The 15,332-nt window shown below is 61.5% G+C and carries 14 protein-coding genes and 1 pseudogene; 3 read left to right on the top strand and 12 right to left on the bottom strand.

Translation table 11 applies throughout. From position 1 onward, the window contains the following. Window positions 1-8 precede the first annotated feature (8 nt). The 6 genes from IHQ43_RS22795 to IHQ43_RS22770 are packed head-to-tail and all read right to left on the bottom strand — an operon-like array spanning window position 9 to window position 6,728. Entirely contained in the window at window positions 9-1,343 is a 1,335-nt protein-coding gene (locus IHQ43_RS22795) for a DUF58 domain-containing protein (protein WP_192562199.1), read from the bottom strand. Further along, window positions 1,340-2,341, bottom strand: coding sequence for an AAA family ATPase (locus tag IHQ43_RS22790; protein WP_192562198.1), 1,002 nt, complete (start codon window positions 2,339-2,341; stop codon window positions 1,340-1,342). Before IHQ43_RS22790 ends, IHQ43_RS22795 begins: the two co-directional genes overlap by 4 nt. Next, complete coding sequence (locus IHQ43_RS22785) at window positions 2,338-3,501, bottom strand: DUF4350 domain-containing protein (protein ID WP_192562197.1); 1,164 nt, start codon at window positions 3,499-3,501, stop codon at window positions 2,338-2,340. Before IHQ43_RS22785 ends, IHQ43_RS22790 begins: the two co-directional genes overlap by 4 nt. Then, window positions 3,498-5,042, bottom strand: a complete 1,545-nt coding sequence (locus tag IHQ43_RS22780; RefSeq protein WP_192562196.1) for a DUF4129 domain-containing protein — start codon at window positions 5,040-5,042, stop codon at window positions 3,498-3,500. Before IHQ43_RS22780 ends, IHQ43_RS22785 begins: the two co-directional genes overlap by 4 nt. Next, window positions 5,029-6,006 (bottom strand): stage II sporulation protein M, encoded by a 978-nt coding sequence (locus IHQ43_RS22775; protein WP_192562195.1) that lies wholly within the window; start codon window positions 6,004-6,006, stop codon window positions 5,029-5,031. Before IHQ43_RS22775 ends, IHQ43_RS22780 begins: the two co-directional genes overlap by 14 nt. Continuing rightward, entirely contained in the window at window positions 6,003-6,728 is a 726-nt protein-coding gene (locus IHQ43_RS22770) for an RDD family protein (RefSeq protein WP_192562194.1), read from the bottom strand. The genes IHQ43_RS22775 and IHQ43_RS22770 overlap by 4 nt, the downstream gene beginning before the upstream one ends. Window positions 6,729-6,908: 180 nt before the next feature. On the opposite strand from IHQ43_RS22770, the gene sbcB reads away from it, so the two are divergent. After that, the gene (gene sbcB, locus IHQ43_RS22765; protein WP_192562193.1) at window positions 6,909-8,339 is read left to right on the top strand and encodes an exodeoxyribonuclease I; all 1,431 of its coding nucleotides are present in this window, start codon (window positions 6,909-6,911) and stop codon (window positions 8,337-8,339) included. A 100-nt stretch (window positions 8,340-8,439) separates the two neighbouring features. On the opposite strand, the gene mvaT is transcribed toward sbcB, so the two are convergent. Further along, the gene (mvaT, locus tag IHQ43_RS22760) at window positions 8,440-8,817 is read right to left on the bottom strand and encodes a histone-like nucleoid-structuring protein MvaT (RefSeq protein WP_007951234.1); all 378 of its coding nucleotides are present in this window, start codon (window positions 8,815-8,817) and stop codon (window positions 8,440-8,442) included. Window positions 8,818-9,156: 339 nt separating this feature from the next. On the opposite strand from mvaT, the gene purU reads away from it, so the two are divergent. Further along, entirely contained in the window at window positions 9,157-10,005 is an 849-nt protein-coding gene (gene purU, locus IHQ43_RS22755; RefSeq protein ID WP_192562192.1) for a formyltetrahydrofolate deformylase, read from the top strand. A gap of 133 nt (window positions 10,006-10,138) precedes the next feature. Then, window positions 10,139-10,315 (top strand): hypothetical protein, encoded by a 177-nt coding sequence (locus IHQ43_RS22750; protein WP_007951232.1) that lies wholly within the window; start codon window positions 10,139-10,141, stop codon window positions 10,313-10,315. On the opposite strand, the gene gpgF is transcribed toward IHQ43_RS22750, so the two are convergent. From gpgF to IHQ43_RS29880, 5 genes and pseudogenes are all read right to left on the bottom strand, one after another. After that, the gene (gene gpgF, locus IHQ43_RS22745; RefSeq protein WP_192562191.1) at window positions 10,299-11,297 is read right to left on the bottom strand and encodes a glucosaminyl phosphatidylglycerol flippase; all 999 of its coding nucleotides are present in this window, start codon (window positions 11,295-11,297) and stop codon (window positions 10,299-10,301) included. The genes IHQ43_RS22750 and gpgF overlap by 17 nt on opposite strands. After that, a complete protein-coding gene (gpgD, locus tag IHQ43_RS22740; protein ID WP_192562190.1) occupies window positions 11,294-12,070 on the bottom strand; it encodes an N-acetylglucosaminyl phosphatidylglycerol deacetylase in 777 nt (258 codons plus the stop codon). The genes gpgF and gpgD overlap by 4 nt, the downstream gene beginning before the upstream one ends. Beyond that, window positions 12,063-13,175, bottom strand: coding sequence for an N-acetylglucosaminyl phosphatidylglycerol synthase (gpgS, locus tag IHQ43_RS22735; RefSeq protein ID WP_192562189.1), 1,113 nt, complete (start codon window positions 13,173-13,175; stop codon window positions 12,063-12,065). The genes gpgD and gpgS overlap by 8 nt, the downstream gene beginning before the upstream one ends. 157 nt (window positions 13,176-13,332) lie before the next feature. Next, a complete protein-coding gene (locus tag IHQ43_RS29885) occupies window positions 13,333-14,097 on the bottom strand; it encodes a methyl-accepting chemotaxis protein (RefSeq protein ID WP_425220312.1) in 765 nt (254 codons plus the stop codon). A gap of 93 nt (window positions 14,098-14,190) precedes the next feature. Beyond that, window positions 14,191-15,222 (bottom strand): annotated as a pseudogene (locus IHQ43_RS29880) (HAMP domain-containing protein); the annotation flags it as partial. Window positions 15,223-15,332 lie beyond the last annotated feature (110 nt).

The raw sequence follows: 15,332 nt of genomic DNA, 5'->3' as shown, positions 1-15,332 counted from the left end.
GGACGAGATCACAACAGAACACCTGCTCTTTTCCAGTTCAGATAACGTGACACAAGCTCCGGGCCCAGTTCCCCCGTGCGCGCATCCAATACAGCAAACCCATGAGCGCTCAAGTGCTCATGGGTTACGGCTCTGGCATTGAGGTAGTTCACCATGGCGCAGTAGCTCAGTGCCTCTTGCAAGGTTTGCACGGGTGAATGGCGAAGAAGGTCAGAGGCATTTTCGCGCAGATTGGCCATGAGCACTTGATGGTGTTGACTCAAGCGCTTGAGGGCAATGACCAACTCATCTTCATCCTCATCCCTTGCATTGGTCACCAATACCACCAACGCCCGACGCTTCTGCCGCGCCAGCAACTGATTCACCGCCGCCGGATAATCCGCAGGCCGTTGCGTACAGTCGAGGTCGTAGACGCCGTTGAGCAGCACATTCAACTGCCCGGCTCCTTTGCCCGGCGCAAGGTAACGCGGTTGATCACCGGCAAACGTACTCAGCCCCACCGCATCCCCCTGCCGCAACGCCACATAACTCAACAGCAGACACGCATTCAACGCATGATCAAAATGCGACAGCTCCCCATCCTGACTGCGCATCTGCCGCCCGCAATCGAGCATGAAAACAATCTGCTGATCACGTTCGTCTTCGTATTCCCGGGCAATCGGCGTGCGATGGCGGGCAGTGGCTTTCCAGTCGATCTGGCGCAGGCTGTCGCCTTCGCGAAATTCCCTGAGCTGATGAAACTCCATCCCCTGGCCACGACGCTGGCGCTGGCGTACGCCGAGCTGGCTGAGCCAGTTGTCCACTGCCAGCAACTGGCCGCCGTAGAGACGGGCGAAGTCAGGGTAGACGCGGGTGTGGTCGGTGATGCCCAGCAGGCGTTTGCCGGTCCACAAACCGAAGGGGCTTGGCAGGTTGAGCTCGCAGACATTGAAGGTGAAGTGACCGCGCTTGAGCGGGCGCAGGCGATAGCCGATCTGGCTGCGTTGGTCGGGGTGCAGTTCGACGGCTAGCGGCAGGTTTTCGAAGTTCAGGCCGTCGGGTACATGGTCGAAGAGCTGTAGGGTCAACGGTTGCGCAAAGTCGTGTTCGACCTCCAGCCGTACTTCGTGCCAGCGGCCGAGGGCAAGACTACCGGGCATCTGCCGGTGTACGCGCGGCGAGGGCAGGCGCTTGAGACGCAAGGCGTCCAGCAGACTCAGCGCAAACAGCGCCAGCAACAATCCCCAGTTGATCGAGAGCAGGCTGGCGGGTACTTCGAGGTCCAGCGCCTGCAAAGTGCCGAGCACAATGGCGAGCACCAGCAGAGTCGCCAGCCAGCCCAACAGCAGGCGCGAGGGCTTCAAAGGCGCGGCGCCGGTATTTGGTCGAGCAGTTGCTGAAGGACTTGATCGACTTGCAGCCCTTCGATGTCCAGCTCCGGTGCAAGGCGCACGCGATGGCGCAGCACCGCCAGGGCGCAGCCCTTGATGTCGTCCGGGATCACGAATTCGCCGCCGCGCAACAAGGCCCGGGCGCGGGCGCAACGGACCAGTGCGATGGAGGCGCGTGGCCCGGCGCCGAGGGTCAGACCGGGCCAGGTGCGGGTGCTGCGGGCAAGGCGTACGGCGTAGTCGAGCACCTGATCGTCCAGCGGCAGATCGCTGGCGATGCGTTGCAGGGCTTGCACGTCCTTGGCCTGCAACACCGTGCGCAGCGGTTGTACGTCGAGCATGTCGGCGCGGGTCGAGCGGCTGACCTGACGCACCATGTCCAGCTCCTGATCGGCGTCGGGGTAATCCATGCGCACCTTGAGCATGAAGCGATCGAGTTCGGCCTCGGGCAGCGGATAAGTGCCTTCCTGTTCGATCGGGTTCTGGGTGGCGAGCACCATGAACGGCTGGGCAATCGGCAGGGCCCGGCCTTCCAGGGTGACCTGACGTTCCTGCATCGCTTCGAGCAACGCAGCTTGAGTCTTGGCCGGGGCGCGGTTGATCTCGTCGGCCAGCAACAGATTGGTGAACAACGGGCCTTTGCGCAGTTTGAACTGCTCGGTCTGCAGGTCGTAGACCGCGTGGCCGGTGACGTCGCTGGGCATCAGGTCCGGGGTGAACTGAATGCGCGCGAACTCGCCGCCAAAGCATTTGGCCAGGGCACGTACCAGCAAGGTTTTGCCGAGGCCGGGAACGCCTTCGAGCAGCACGTGACCGCCAGCGATCAGCGCGGTCAGCACGTCGTCGATCACCGGGTTCTGGCCGATCAGCGCCTTCTGCAATTCGCCGCGCACCGCTTGGGCCAACTGGCTGGCGCGCTGGCGTTGCTGGGCCGCGTGGCTGGGCGAGCCGGGTTCGATGTGTTCAGTCATAGCGTGTTCCTCAAGGCTTGCAGGTGGGCGACCTGACGGCAGAATTCGGCGCTGGACATCCGCCGCTTCGGTGCCGGGCTCAGGGCCTGGCTGATGGCACGGGTCGGTTGGCGGGTCAGGCGCGACAGCACCAGCCATTGTTCGGCGACGTTCAGTTGGTCGAAACCGGGATGACGGTGACGGGCGCGGCGCAGGACGTCCTGCTGCAACGCTTGCAGCAAGGTCTGCTGGCCGTTGTGACGCAGGATGAAATCGGCGCTGGCGCGCAGGTGTTCCATCAACTGTCGACGACCACTCGGTGCCGGAGCCTGTACCGGGCCGTGACGCACGCCGATATGCCACAGCCACAAACCAATCAATGCGAGCAGGGCGATGATGGCTTGCGGGAAGTAGCGCCATAGCAGGGTTGGCAGACCGTCGTGCTCGGTGTTGTACAGCAAGGTCACGGCGGTGTCGGCGCTGAGGTACCACAGCAGCCAGGCATTGTCGTGCTGCGCAATGGCCGGGGTTTTCCACAGATCGGCATCGGTGACCACGGTGATCGTGCCGAGGCCGAAAGCCAGTTGCATCATGTGCGTGGCTTTGGCGCTGTTGGCCCAGGCCTGGGCGAGGTTTTTCGGGTCGTCGAGATGGAACGCGGTGTCGAACCCGGCGTAGGCGGGGGCGTCTTCGTCTTCCAGATAGAGCTTGGTCAGATTGGGCCAGGGATCTGCGTCGGCATCTGGCGGCGGATCCTTGAGATCCTTGCTGAAAGATTGATGCAGTTGCACGCGGTCGAGCAGCAGGTCGTTGCTCTGGCCGGTCTTCTCATCCCAGATCGATTCGGCGACGAACACCAGTCGTCCGCCGGCCCGGGCCCAGTTCAATACCTGATCGACCTGACGCGGAGTCATTTTCGAGCGGTCGTTGAACAGCAGCAGCGTGTGCTGGCGAGGATCGATGTCGGGCAACACGGCGAGGCTCTCGGCATGAGTGACTTCGATCCCGCGCTCGCGCAGAAACATCTCAGCCGCCAGATAGGGATTGGCTTGTGCAGCGGGGGACGGACCGTGATCGATCTCGGCCTGGTAAGGCGTGGCCTTGAGGTACAGATAAATGCTCGGCGCACCGAGCAGGGCGATGATCAGCGCGCCGGCCAGCCACAAGGTGCGCCGGTTCAACGGGCGGCTCCGTGGCCGAACAGGGTGCGCCAGCCATCGCACAATTCCTGTTGCAGATGGGCTGCCGGTATCCGGTGCCCGTAGGCCATGTTCTGCCAGTGGCCGGTGAGATGACGGCTGTAGGCGAGCAGGTCGGGACGCTTCAGGTGTTCGATCCGGGCCAGTACTTCGCTTTCGGTGTCGGCGGGTTTCAGGGTCAGGTTGAAGTCGTGCAGCAGATGACTGAGCAGCGCCCGATACAGCAGACCCAGTGCCGCGCGCGGTTCGGTTTGCCAGAGCTGTTCCGCGTGGCTGGCGATGTCATCGGGCAGGCTCTCCTTTTGCAGATCCAGACCGAAGGCCTGTTGCGGCAAGGGCCTTTTGATCCGTTCGGGCAAGTGCGGACGGCGGCCGACGAACGTTTGCAGAAAGTCCCGATAACGCCAGAGCAGGTAGCCGAGGCCGGCGATCACTGCGCCCCACAGCACGACTTCGATCGCCTTGGCGAGGCCGTCGAGATGTCGGCCGTCCAGCCAGTCGAGCAGGGTTTTCAACCATTGCGGTGCTTCGCCTTCCTTGGGTTTTTCGGTAGCCGCGGGATCTTCACCGAAGCGATAACGGGTGACGGTTTCCTTGTTCTTGAACGGCGCTTGTTCAAGCAAGGCCTTGATGCTGTTGCGGGACGCCTCGCTGGTCAGCGGCTGGTTCAAGAGGCGCGGTGCCTCCGGAGCAGTGGCGGGGTCGGCAGCCCAGGCTGAGGGCACGCCCGGCAACAGCAGACACACCACCAGCAGCAGGCCGATCGCGCTGCTGTTCAAACGCTGGCGCAAGCGGCGGAACACCAGTTCGATGTCCCAGGCTTCGAGGACGGTGCGGCGGTTCAGATACAGGCTGAATCCGCAGGCGACATACACCGGTTCCCAGATCACCAGGATGAGCGCGTAGAACGCATTGGTCAGATGCTCCAGCCAGCGCCATTCGTGATCGGCCGCGAAGATAAGGCTCTGCCAGTCCCAGTCGGTTTCGACCTGTTGCGGCAGAAGCAGGTAGAACAACACCAGCAGGCCGATCCACAGCGCCGTTTCCAGATGCACGCCGATGATGGTCAGCCACTGTGCGGCGCCGGCATTGCGTTGCAGCAGTACCTGCAAGCGCTGCTGGCGGGCCGTGCCGTCGAGGCCTTCGAGTTGCTGCACTGGCAACAGGAAGCTGCGGCTCAGGCTGAGGCGGCGCCAGGTCAGGCTGGCGAGCAGTTGCGGCTTGAGCAGGCGCGGCCATTGGCACAAGGCCTGTTTCAAGGTGGGTGTTTCGCCGAACAGTGCTTTGGACAGGATGTACAACGGCAAGCGTTCGTAGGCCGGTTTCAGCCACCAGAAGATGAACACGGCGAGTGACGGCGAATCCCACAACAACAGGCTGAGCACGGCGAACAGCGGCAGGGTGACGATGGCCCAACTGGTCATCAGCAGGCGGCGGTGCTGCTGGCTCATGAGCACGCCCAGGTCCATGGCTTCCCAGGTGGTGCGCGGACGAATTGCCACGGTGGCATCACTCAGGCGCATGGCGGGTCCTTCCGGCGAACAGCAGATAGATCGCAACGCAGAGCCAGAGCCCGGCACCGACCAGGTATTTGGTCTGAGGCGTGACCCCGGTGCGCGACGACCAGTAGGCTTCTATAAATGCTGCGATCAACAGAAACAGCATCACGCCACAGATCAGCAGGATGCTCTGGCGCGCCGCAATCTGCAGGGCCTCGATTCGCGTCAGGCGTCCCGGTGCGATCAATGCCCAACCCAGTTTCAATCCTGCCGCACCGGCCAGGGCGATGGCGCTGAGCTCGAACGCACCGTGCCCGATCACGAACGACCAGAAGGTCTGGCCGAAGCCGATCTCGCTGAGATGCCCGGCCACCGCGCCGATGATCAGCCCGTTGTAGAGCAGGAAAAACGCACTGCCCACCCCCAGCAGCAAACCGCTGGCGAAGGTCTGAAAGGCGATGCCGATGTTGTGCATGATGTAGTAGCCGAACATCACCCAGTCTTCGCTCGCCGCGCGCTCGGCCGAACGCCCGAGATGGCCGGCGGCCGGGTCGTACATGCTCTGCATCTCGCGGACCTGATCGGCGGGAATCAGGTTGTAGACCAGCTCCGGAAACAGGAAAACCAGCAAGCCGAAACCGGCCAGGCTGCCGAAGAACAGCAGGGCGGCGGCCAGCACGAAGCGCCATTCGGCGCGCACCAGTCGTGGAAAACCCGCCAGGATGAAACCCAGCACGTTCGCGCCGAGCTGGCTGCGGTGACGGTAAAGCTGTTGATGGCCGCGCAATACTTGCTGTTGTAGCGAATCGACGAGAAAACTGCTGTAGCCGCGCTCCTGCGCCAAGGCCAGATGCTGGCAGAGTCGGCGATAAGCCTTGGGAAAATCCGTCACTTGCGAGGTGTCCTTGCCTCGTTCCAGACGTTCGAGGGCGAGGGTGAAGCGCTCCCATTCGGCCTTGTGGCGGGTTTCGAAAAGACTTTGCTTCATGTCGGACCCAACAGGCCGCGGGCGATGCCGTTGAGTTCACCGACGGCTTTCGGTGCGCTGATGTGCAGCGGCTGAGCGAGCAGCGCCGCGAGTTCATTGACCCGTGCCGTTGACAGTTCGCCCTGACGTTCGGCGAAAGCGAGCAGGGCGCGTTGTTCATTCTGGGTCAGCGGTATCGGTGAGCGGCGTGGTTCCGCATCGGGCAATTGCGGGCGCTTTAGCGGGCGTTCGCTGTAGATCACCAGGGTGCCGGCAGCGACGTCGCCGAGGCGTTTGAAGGTCGGGTGTTGCAGGCAACTGATGGCGCCGAGGAAATAGCCGAACGGCATCAGGTCGACAAAGCGCAGCAGGTTGCGCAGCAGCGAGGCCGACCAGCCGACCGGCGTGCCATCGTCATGCACCACTCGCAGGCCCATCCATTGCTTGCCCGGCGAGCGGCCCTGACGCAGTACTTCGAACAGCACCATGTACCACCAGCTCACCACGAACAGCAGCAGTGAGCCCAGGCCGATGCCGAGTTTGCCGAGCAGCGCCAGCAACATGATCAGCAGACCCAGGATCAGCCCGCGCAATCCCAGATCGATTGTGAACGCCACGGCACGCACCATCAGGCCGGCGGGGCGCAGCGGCAGGTCGATGCCTTCCGGCGTCTCGACCTGATGCCGGGTGTCCAGTGGCGGGGCCAGCGGTGCTTTCCTTGGCGGTGCTGTGGTCTCGAGCATGGGCTACCTGATGTTGCCGGATCGGGATGCAAGTGAGTCCGATGCTAGCAGTCTCTCGGGGGGAAACGACATAACAATGTCATACACATCCTTCAACCAAAGGTGACTGAATGATGCGGTGCTGGCCGCGACGTCGGTCGAACGCCTAGACTTTGTCGATCTTCAGTTCAGGAACCGCCCGTGACTTCCATCTTCTGGTACGACTACGAAACCACCGGCATCAATCCCCGATGCGACCGCCCGCTGCAGGTGGCCGGGATCCGCACCGATCACGAACTCAACGAAATCGACGCGCCGGTCAATCTCTACTGCCAGCCCAGCGAAGACATCCTGCCGCACCCGGCGGCGTGCGCGATCACCGGTATCACTCCGAGTCGCCTCGCCGAGCAAGGGTTGAGCGAAGCCGACTTCATGACCCGTGTTCACGCCCAGCTCGCGGCCCCCGGCACCTGCGGCGCGGGTTACAACACCTTGCGCTTCGACGACGAGATGACCCGCTACAGCCTGTACCGCAACTTTTTCGATCCCTATGCCCGTGAATGGCAGGGCGGCAACAGTCGTTGGGACCTGATCGATGTGGTGCGCGCCGCCTACGCATTACGTCCGGATGGCCTTGTCTGGCCGACCGATGACGAAGGCAAGGTGACGCTCAAGCTCGAACGCCTGACCGCCGCCAACAATATCGATCACGGCAATGCCCATGAAGCCTTGTCGGACGTGCGCGCCACCATTGCCCTGGCCCGGTTGATCCGCGAGAAGCAGCCGAAGCTGTTTGACTGGCTGTTCCAGCTGCGCAGCAAACAGAAGGTCATGGACCAGATTCGACTGTTGCAGCCGATGGTGCACATTTCCGGCCGTTTCTCCGCTGCGCGCAGTTATGTCGGTGTGGTGCTGCCGCTGGCCTGGCACCCGCGCAACAAGAACGCGTTGATCGTCTGCGATCTGCACCTGGATCCGCAGGGCCTGCTCGACCTGGATGCCGAGACCTTGCGTCAGCGCCTGTATACCCGTCGTGACGACCTGGCCGAAGGCGAGTTGCCGGTGCCGCTCAAACTCATCCACATCAACAAGTGCCCGGTGGTGGCGCCATTGTCGGTGCTGCGCGCTGACGATCAGCAGCGTCTGGGTCTGGACATGGCGTTGTATCAGGCGCGCGCCTTGCGACTAAGTGACGCACAACAAGTTTGGAAAGATAAAGTCTCGGCGATTTATGCCAGCGAAGATTTCACCCCGAGTGAAGATCCCGAACAGCAGTTGTACGACGGATTTATCGGTGATCGTGATCGTCGTTTATGTGAGCAAGTGAGGACAACCGATCCTGATCAATTGGCGCGAGAGCAATGGCCGTTCGATGACGAACGTCTACCTGAATTATTGTTTCGATATCGAGCACGTAACTTTCCCGATACGTTGAATTTCGAAGAGCAAGAACGCTGGAAAATCTTTTGCCGTCAACGCTTGTCCGAGCCGGAGCGGGGTGCCCCTAATACCTTGAAATCTTTTTCAGAGGCGATGGACCAATGGATGCTTAGTGCTGCGCCAATGCAGGCCGAGGTGCTGGTTGAATGGCGGAACTATGTCCAGGCATTACGCAAACGTTTGAATCTTTGAAATCGAACATGTCCGGCACTTGAACGCCGGGCATAAAAAAACGCCAGCATTCGCTGGCGTTTTTTGTGTCACAGAAGCGCTCTGCGACAAGGGTTGCGGCTTAGCCCAGCAGGGTAGCCCAGCCTTCAACCACGTCACCGCCCCACTTGGCTTTCCACTCTTTCAGAGTTTTGTGGTTGCCACCTTTGGTTTCGATGACTTCGCCATTGTGCGGGTTTTTGTATTGTTTAACTTTGCGAGCACGCTTGGTGCCAGTAGTTTTGGCTGCGCCGCCACGTGGTGCTTTGGTTTTGGACTCTGGATCCAGCAGCGCGATGATGTCGCGCAGGGATTTGGAATATTCGCCCATCAGTGTGCGCAGTTTGCCTTCGAATTCCAGCTCGGCTTGCAGTTTGTCGTCTTGCGACAGGTTCTTCAAACGGGCTTGCAGCTCTTTGATAGCTTCTTCGGTGGCACGATATTCGTTGATCAAGGACATGATTACTACCTTATGTGGGAGTGCGCGATGGCAGGGGACAGTGCGGCAATAATAGTCAGGCTGTTTCATCAAGTAAACATTTAACCGGGGTTTTTATTTGAATTAGTTACGTCGAAAAGCCCTGAATTGAATGTCCCGTTAAATAATGTGATGGAGTCTTCACAGATATTCACACAGGGCTGTTCAATCATGGCCATTACAGCGCCATCATTCTGGCGTTTGTGGGCGTCAAAAAATCTTCGATGAGCTGCCGTAAGGCCTTGAGGCTCATCAATACTGCAGTTTTCCTGCGCAGTCGCTAGAATGGCCGCCTTTGCGAAGTTCTGGAGTTTCCCCCTCATGCGCACTTTTCGGCTGGTGATTTCTTGCCCGGACCGCGTTGGCATCGTTGCCAAAGTCAGTAACTTTCTGGCGGCCCACAATGGCTGGATCACCGAAGCGAGCCACCACTCGGATAACCAGATCGGCTGGTTCTTCATGCGTCACGAAATCCGTGCCGATTCCCTGCCTTTCGGTATCGAGGTGTTGCGCGAGAAGTTTGCACCGATCGCCGAAGAGTTCTCGATGGACTGGCGCATCACCGACACCGAGCAGAAAAAACGCGTGGTGCTGATGGCCAGTCGTGAATCCCACTGCCTGGCTGACTTGCTGCACCGCTGGCACAGCGATGAACTCGATTGCGAGATCTCCTGCGTGATTTCCAACCACGACGACCTGCGCAGCATGGTCGAGTGGCACGGCATTCCTTATTACCACGTGCCGGTCAATCCGCAGGACAAACAACCGGCCTTCGATGAAGTGTCGCGGCTGGTCAAGCAGCACGACGCCGAAGTGGTGGTGCTGGCGCGTTACATGCAGATCCTGCCGCCGGACATGTGCCGCGAATACGCGCACAAGGTCATCAATATTCACCACAGCTTCCTGCCGTCGTTCGTCGGTGCCAAGCCGTATCACCAGGCTTCGATGCGCGGCGTGAAGCTGATCGGCGCGACCTGCCACTACGTGACCGAAGAGCTGGATGCCGGCCCGATCATCGAGCAGGACGTGGTACGCGTCAGCCACAGCGACAGCATCGAAGACATGGTGCGTTTCGGCCGTGATGTCGAGAAGATGGTGCTGGCCCGTGGCCTGCGCTATCACCTGGAAGATCGCGTGCTGGTGCACGGCAACAAGACCGTGGTGTTCTGATTCAGGATCGTTCCCACGCTCCGCGTGGGAACGCCTCTTCAGGCGCTGCGCGTCTGCTTTGGGACGCGCAGCGTCCCGGGCTGCGTTCCCCCGCAGAGCATGGGAACGTTCCACGGACCTTGAGGAAATTCCGATGAGCGATCCACTGGACAAAGCCACTTCCAAAGCACCCGCCACCCTGGGCGAGGGCTGCCTGAGCCGCTATGACCCGGATGACTTGAGCCCGGAGGACGGCACGGAGTTTCCCGGCGCTGCCGAACTGTGGGAACAACTCAAGGACGAAGAGGATGACCTCAAGAAGCCTGTCTGACGCTCAGCAGTTTTTTCAGCAGCGGCCGGCCCAGCATCAATAGAAACACCGGGCCACCCACCAGCAGATAGAAGTAATACGTCACCACCCGCCAGATCAGGATCGCCGCCGCCGCGGTCGATTTGCCGACCATCGGCGCCAGCAGCGCCGCCGAGGTCAATTCCGCCGCACCGGCACCGCCCGGCAACAGGCTGAATTGCCCAGCACCCAGCGAAAGCATCTGGATCAGAAACGTCCAGGCCCATTGCACATCCGCCCCCAGCCCACGCAACGCCAGATACAGCACGCTGTAACGCAACGACCAATGCACGCAGGTCAGGACGAACACCTTGATCAATGTCTGCCACGGCAATTTCAGCGCATCGGTGAAAGCGGCCAGAAAGTGCAGCAACTGCCGCGCCCAGCGCCGTCGGGTGCGGGGTTCGACATTCATCCTGGCCAACAGGCGTCCGCTCAGGCAGATCAGTCGACGGTGATAGCGCGCGACCAGCACGCAACTGAACAGGCCGCCGGTCAGCGACAGGGCGCTGACGATCAGCAGCCATTCCATACGGTCGCTGAGATGCTGGAACAGCGCGTAGATCAGGATCCCGCTCAGGGCGCAGAGAAAAAACAGCAGATCACTCAACTGATCCATAGCAAACACGGCGCTGCCCCGGGCCGGGCGCACGCCGCTGCGGGCCAGCAGGGCCATGATGGTCAACGGCCCTCCGCTGCCACCGGGCGTGGCGCACCAGGCAAATTCGGCGGCCATCACCACCCCAAGGCTTTTGACGGGCGTGACCCGGTCTCGTTGATCGCCGAGCAACAGCCGCAGGCGCAAGGTGTTGATGCCCCAGCACAGCAGAACCATGGCGAACATGATCAACAGCCAGCGCAGCGGAAACGCCTGCAGGCGTCCCCAGGTCTCGCCGCCCCCGAGCAGGACAGGGACCGCCACGGCCACCAGCAGGCCGATCAGCAACAGAATGCCGCGGCTCAAGCGGCACGCTCGGCTTGAGTGCGCTGGCGTGTCAGCCAGTCGATTTTGGTCATGGGCACGCGTCCGTCCGCCAGCAGTCGTTCAAGGGTGCGCCACCAGTAATCCCGGGAAAACCGGTGGCGCATGTCCACCGGATGCAAGCCTAGACGAATCACCGGCGCCTGACGCCAGCGCTGCTCCCGTTGTTCGCTGACGACCCTCGACACCCCTCGACGCCAGGCGCTGCGCGCGCTCCAGACCAGTCCCGGGGCCTCGACCGCGGAGAAATCCGGTAAGTGATAAAGATGCTGCGGATCGCTGGTGTAGCGCAGCGGTAATTCGCGCAGTGCCTGGCGGGTGCCGGCGCTCATCAACCAGGCCGGGGCGACGAAACCGTGCAGCGGCCAGTCGTGGCGCCGAAACAGATCGATGCCCGGGCGCAGGCGGGCGAGGGCGGCTTCACGGGACAACTGATAAAACTCGCCTTCATGGGTGTAGACCCGCCGCATGAACCAGTCGCGCACCGTGCGCGGACCGGGCTCGGTGTCTTCATGAAATTGACCGTGCAGGGCCAGTTCATCGCCGCGTGCGACGCGCTCGTCGAGCATTCGACAAAACCCCGGATGGGCCTCAAGTGCGTCGTGTCGATGGAAGTCCGGAACCACCAGCCACGTCATCGGGACGTTGCCCAAACGGTCGACGGTTTCGACGAATTCTCGATAATCGGCCCATGTGGAGGGCGCCACGTCATGCAGCACCAGCATCAGCGTCGGGCGCTCGTGAGATTCAGCCATTGGCCACCCGGGGAACCGAATCGCCAAGTACGGCGTGGTAATGCCCCAGCAGGCTGTCGACCACGGTGTCCCAAGCGTAATGCCGTTCGACATGTTGCCGTGCCTGTTGACCGAGTACGTCAGTCCCGCGACTGAACAGCTCGCGCACGGCATTGGCCATGGCTTGCGAATTGTTCGGCGCGCAGAGCAGGCCGCAGGATTCATTGACGATTTCCTCGAACGCCCCGGCCGCCACCGCCACCACCGGAATGCCGCAGGCCATGGCCTCCAGGATGACCAGACCGAAGGTTTCCTGATCGCCGGCGTGAATCAGCGCATCGGCACTGGCCATCAGCCGCGCGACCTGCGCGGCCGGGCAGAACCGGTCGATCACGCTGACGTTGTCCGGGACGGACGCCGGCATCGACGAGCCAACCAGCAACAAGTGATAACGCGGGCCGAGGCGTTTCATGCAATCGAGCAGCACCGGCAGGTTTTTCTCCTTGGAGCCGCGGCCGGCAAAGATCAGCAGGCGCGTGTCCTCGGCGATCCCCAGTTCGCTGCGCAATCCGGCGTCACGGGCATTCGGGTGGAAGGTGTGCAGGTCTACGCCCAGCGGCTGTACGAAGACATTGCGCACACCCAGTCCGCTGAGCTTGTCGGCCATGACCTGGCTGGGCGCCAGCACCCGGTCGAAATTGCCGTACAACTTGCGCACATACGCGTCGACATTCGGCGTGACCCAGTGGCCCATGCGGTTGCCGACCAACAGCGGCAGGTCCGAGTGATAGAAACCGATCACCGGCACGTCCAGTTGTCGCCGCGCATCGAGCGCGGCCCAAGCGGTGAGGTACGGATCGCCGACTTCGATCAGATCGGGTTGCAGGTCCTGCAGGACGTTTCGCCAAGGGGCCAGGCGCAGGGGAAAACGATAGCCTTTGCCGAAGGGCAGAGCGGGGGCGGGAACTGTGTAGACGCCATCACGTTCGCCGAAATGCGCGCCGGGAATCAGCAGGCTGTGGCGGATACCGGGTTTGACCCCCAGCCGACGGTGCTTGGCATCCAGATAGGTGCGCACGCCGCCGCTGGCCGGGGCGTAGAACATGGTGATGTCGGCGATATGCACGGTGAACGTCCCTCCGCGTTGATCTCCCTTGGTTGACCTTTATCAAGAATAGATGTTCGGTCGGGGTTTCGCGGTGGGGTGCAAGGCCGGTTTCGGAGGGATGTCGGTCGTCTTCGTCGGATAGTTGTGAACGACGAAGACGACCGGCAGAGCGGCTTTAAATCCGGAAGCTGCCAACCAGTTGCTTCAATCGCGAAGCCTGCTGTTCCAGATCGGAACAGGCACGCAATGTCGCCTGCAGGTTCTCGACACCTTCCTGGTTCAGCGTATTGATCTCGGTGATATCCACGTTGATCGACTCGACCACGGCGGTCTGTTCCTCGGTGGCGGTGGCGACCGACTGGTTCATTCCGTCGATTTCGCCAATGCGCTGGGTCACGCTGTTCAGGCGTTCGCCGGCGAGGTTGGCGATGTCCACACTGTCCTGGCTGTGGCGCTGGCTGTCGCTCATGGTGCTGACGGATTCACGGGCCCCGACTTGCAGTTCCTCGATCATGGTCTGCACCTGTTGCGCCGATTCCTGGGTGCGGTGGGCGAGGTTGCGCACCTCGTCCGCTACAACCGCAAAACCGCGACCGGCTTCACCGGCACGGGCCGCTTCGATGGCCGCGTTGAGCGCCAGCAGATTGGTCTGCTGGGAAATGCTGGTGATCACTTCCAGGATCTGGCCGATGTTCACGGTCTTGCTGTTCAGCGATTCGATATTGGTGCTCGATGCGCTGAGCATGCTCGACAGTTGATTCATCGCCTTGATGCTGCGATCCACCACTTGCTGACCATCTTCGGCCAGACCACGGGCGTCACTGGCCTGGGTCGAGGCTTGTGCAGCGTTGCGGGCAATTTCCTGGGCGGCGGCGCCGAGCTGGTTGATCGCGGCGGCCACGCTGTTGGTGCGCGACGCTTGCTGGTCGGAGTTGTACATCGACGAGTTCGAGGCCGCGACCACCCGCAGGGCGACTTCGTTGACTTGCCCGGTGGCCGACGACACTTCGCGGATCGAGCCGTGAATACGTTCGACGAAACGGTTGAACGCGGTGCCGAGCACGCCGAATTCGTCCTGGTTCTGGATGGTCAGGCGCTTGGTCAGGTCGCCTTCGCCGTCGGCGATGTCTTCCATGGCGCGGGTCATCACGTGCAGCGGCTGGATCAGGATGCGGATCAGCATGCCGAGCAGGGCGATGATGATCGCCACCGCAATCACGGTCGCGATCACCGCCGAAGTGCGGAATTCGCTGAGCATCGAGAAGGCTTTGTCCTTGTCCACCGACAGGCCGATATACCAGTTCACCGACGGCAGGCCCTCGATCGGGGTGAAGGTGACGATACGGGTCTTGCCGTCGACGGTGACTTCGCTGAAGTCGCTGCTGATGCGCGGGGTGTCCTGCGGATAGGCTTCCTTCAGTGATTTCATCACCAGAGCCTTGTCCGGATGCACCAGGATCTTGCCGTCGGCGCTGACCAGGAACGCGTAACCCATACCGGAGAAGTCCCGGGCGCTGAGGGTGTTGATCAGGGTTTGCAGGCTCAGGTCGCCGCCCACCACGCCGACGCTCTGACCGGCCTTTTTCGCGGCGGTGGCGATGGAAATGATGGTCTGGCCGGTGGAGGCGTCGATGTACGGTTCGGTCAGGGTCGAGGTGCTGCTGCCTTCGGCGCCTTTATACCAAGGGCGAACCCGCGGATCGAAACCGTCCGGCATCTTCGCATCCGGGCGGATGGTGAAGTGCCCGGTGGCATCGCCGAGGTAGGACGCCATGAAGGTCGACGTCAGGGCTTTCTGTTCCAGTAGGCTGGCAACAGCGGAAGGCTCGGGATTGATGGCGATATTCTGGGCCGCGTTCTCGATCAGCAGGATGCGCCCGCTGAGCCAGGTCTGGATGTTGTCGGCGGTGACCTCGCCCATCTCGTTGAGGTAATTGTCCAGGTCCTCGCGGATCGCATTGCGCTGCAGCCAGTCGTTGTACAGCGTGAACGAGGCAAAGGCGGCAATGACGATGAGGGCGGCGGCAAACAGGATTTTATGGCTGAAACGCAGATTTTTGTTCATGGCCTGGGGTTCCGCTAAGGTCTTATTATTCAGGGCGTGCTTCTATTGATACTCGCCAGGTAGGCTTGATGGGTACAAGCAGGTATTTCCGCTTCTCCTTAGGGAAATCT

The sequence above is a fragment of the Pseudomonas gozinkensis genome (assembly GCF_014863585.1).
GTDB classification, from domain to species: domain Bacteria; phylum Pseudomonadota; class Gammaproteobacteria; order Pseudomonadales; family Pseudomonadaceae; genus Aquipseudomonas; species Aquipseudomonas gozinkensis.
The sequence above is the reverse complement of the archived record's forward strand: the minus strand, read 5'-3'. Positions and strand labels throughout refer to the sequence as shown.

Bases quoted from the DNA above. Each gene is read 5' to 3' on its own strand.
- gpgD (WP_192562190.1), bottom strand. From the start codon at position 12,070: ATGGCTGAATCTCACGAGCGCCCGACGCTGATGCTGGTGCTGCATGAC.
- IHQ43_RS22775 (WP_192562195.1), bottom strand. From the start codon at position 6,006: ATGAAGCAAAGTCTTTTCGAAACCCGCCACAAGGCCGAATGGGAGCGC.
- IHQ43_RS22790 (WP_192562198.1), bottom strand. From the start codon at position 2,341: ATGACTGAACACATCGAACCCGGCTCGCCCAGCCACGCGGCCCAGCAA.
- IHQ43_RS29885 (WP_425220312.1), bottom strand. From the start codon at position 14,097: ATGTACAACTCCGACCAGCAAGCGTCGCGCACCAACAGCGTGGCCGCC.
- purU (WP_192562192.1), top strand. From the start codon at position 9,157: ATGCGCACTTTTCGGCTGGTGATTTCTTGCCCGGACCGCGTTGGCATC.
- IHQ43_RS22770 (WP_192562194.1), bottom strand. From the start codon at position 6,728: ATGCTCGAGACCACAGCACCGCCAAGGAAAGCACCGCTGGCCCCGCCA.
- mvaT (WP_007951234.1), bottom strand. From the start codon at position 8,817: ATGTCCTTGATCAACGAATATCGTGCCACCGAAGAAGCTATCAAAGAG.
- IHQ43_RS22750 (WP_007951232.1), top strand. From the start codon at position 10,139: ATGAGCGATCCACTGGACAAAGCCACTTCCAAAGCACCCGCCACCCTG.
- IHQ43_RS22780 (WP_192562196.1), bottom strand. From the start codon at position 5,042: ATGCGCCTGAGTGATGCCACCGTGGCAATTCGTCCGCGCACCACCTGG.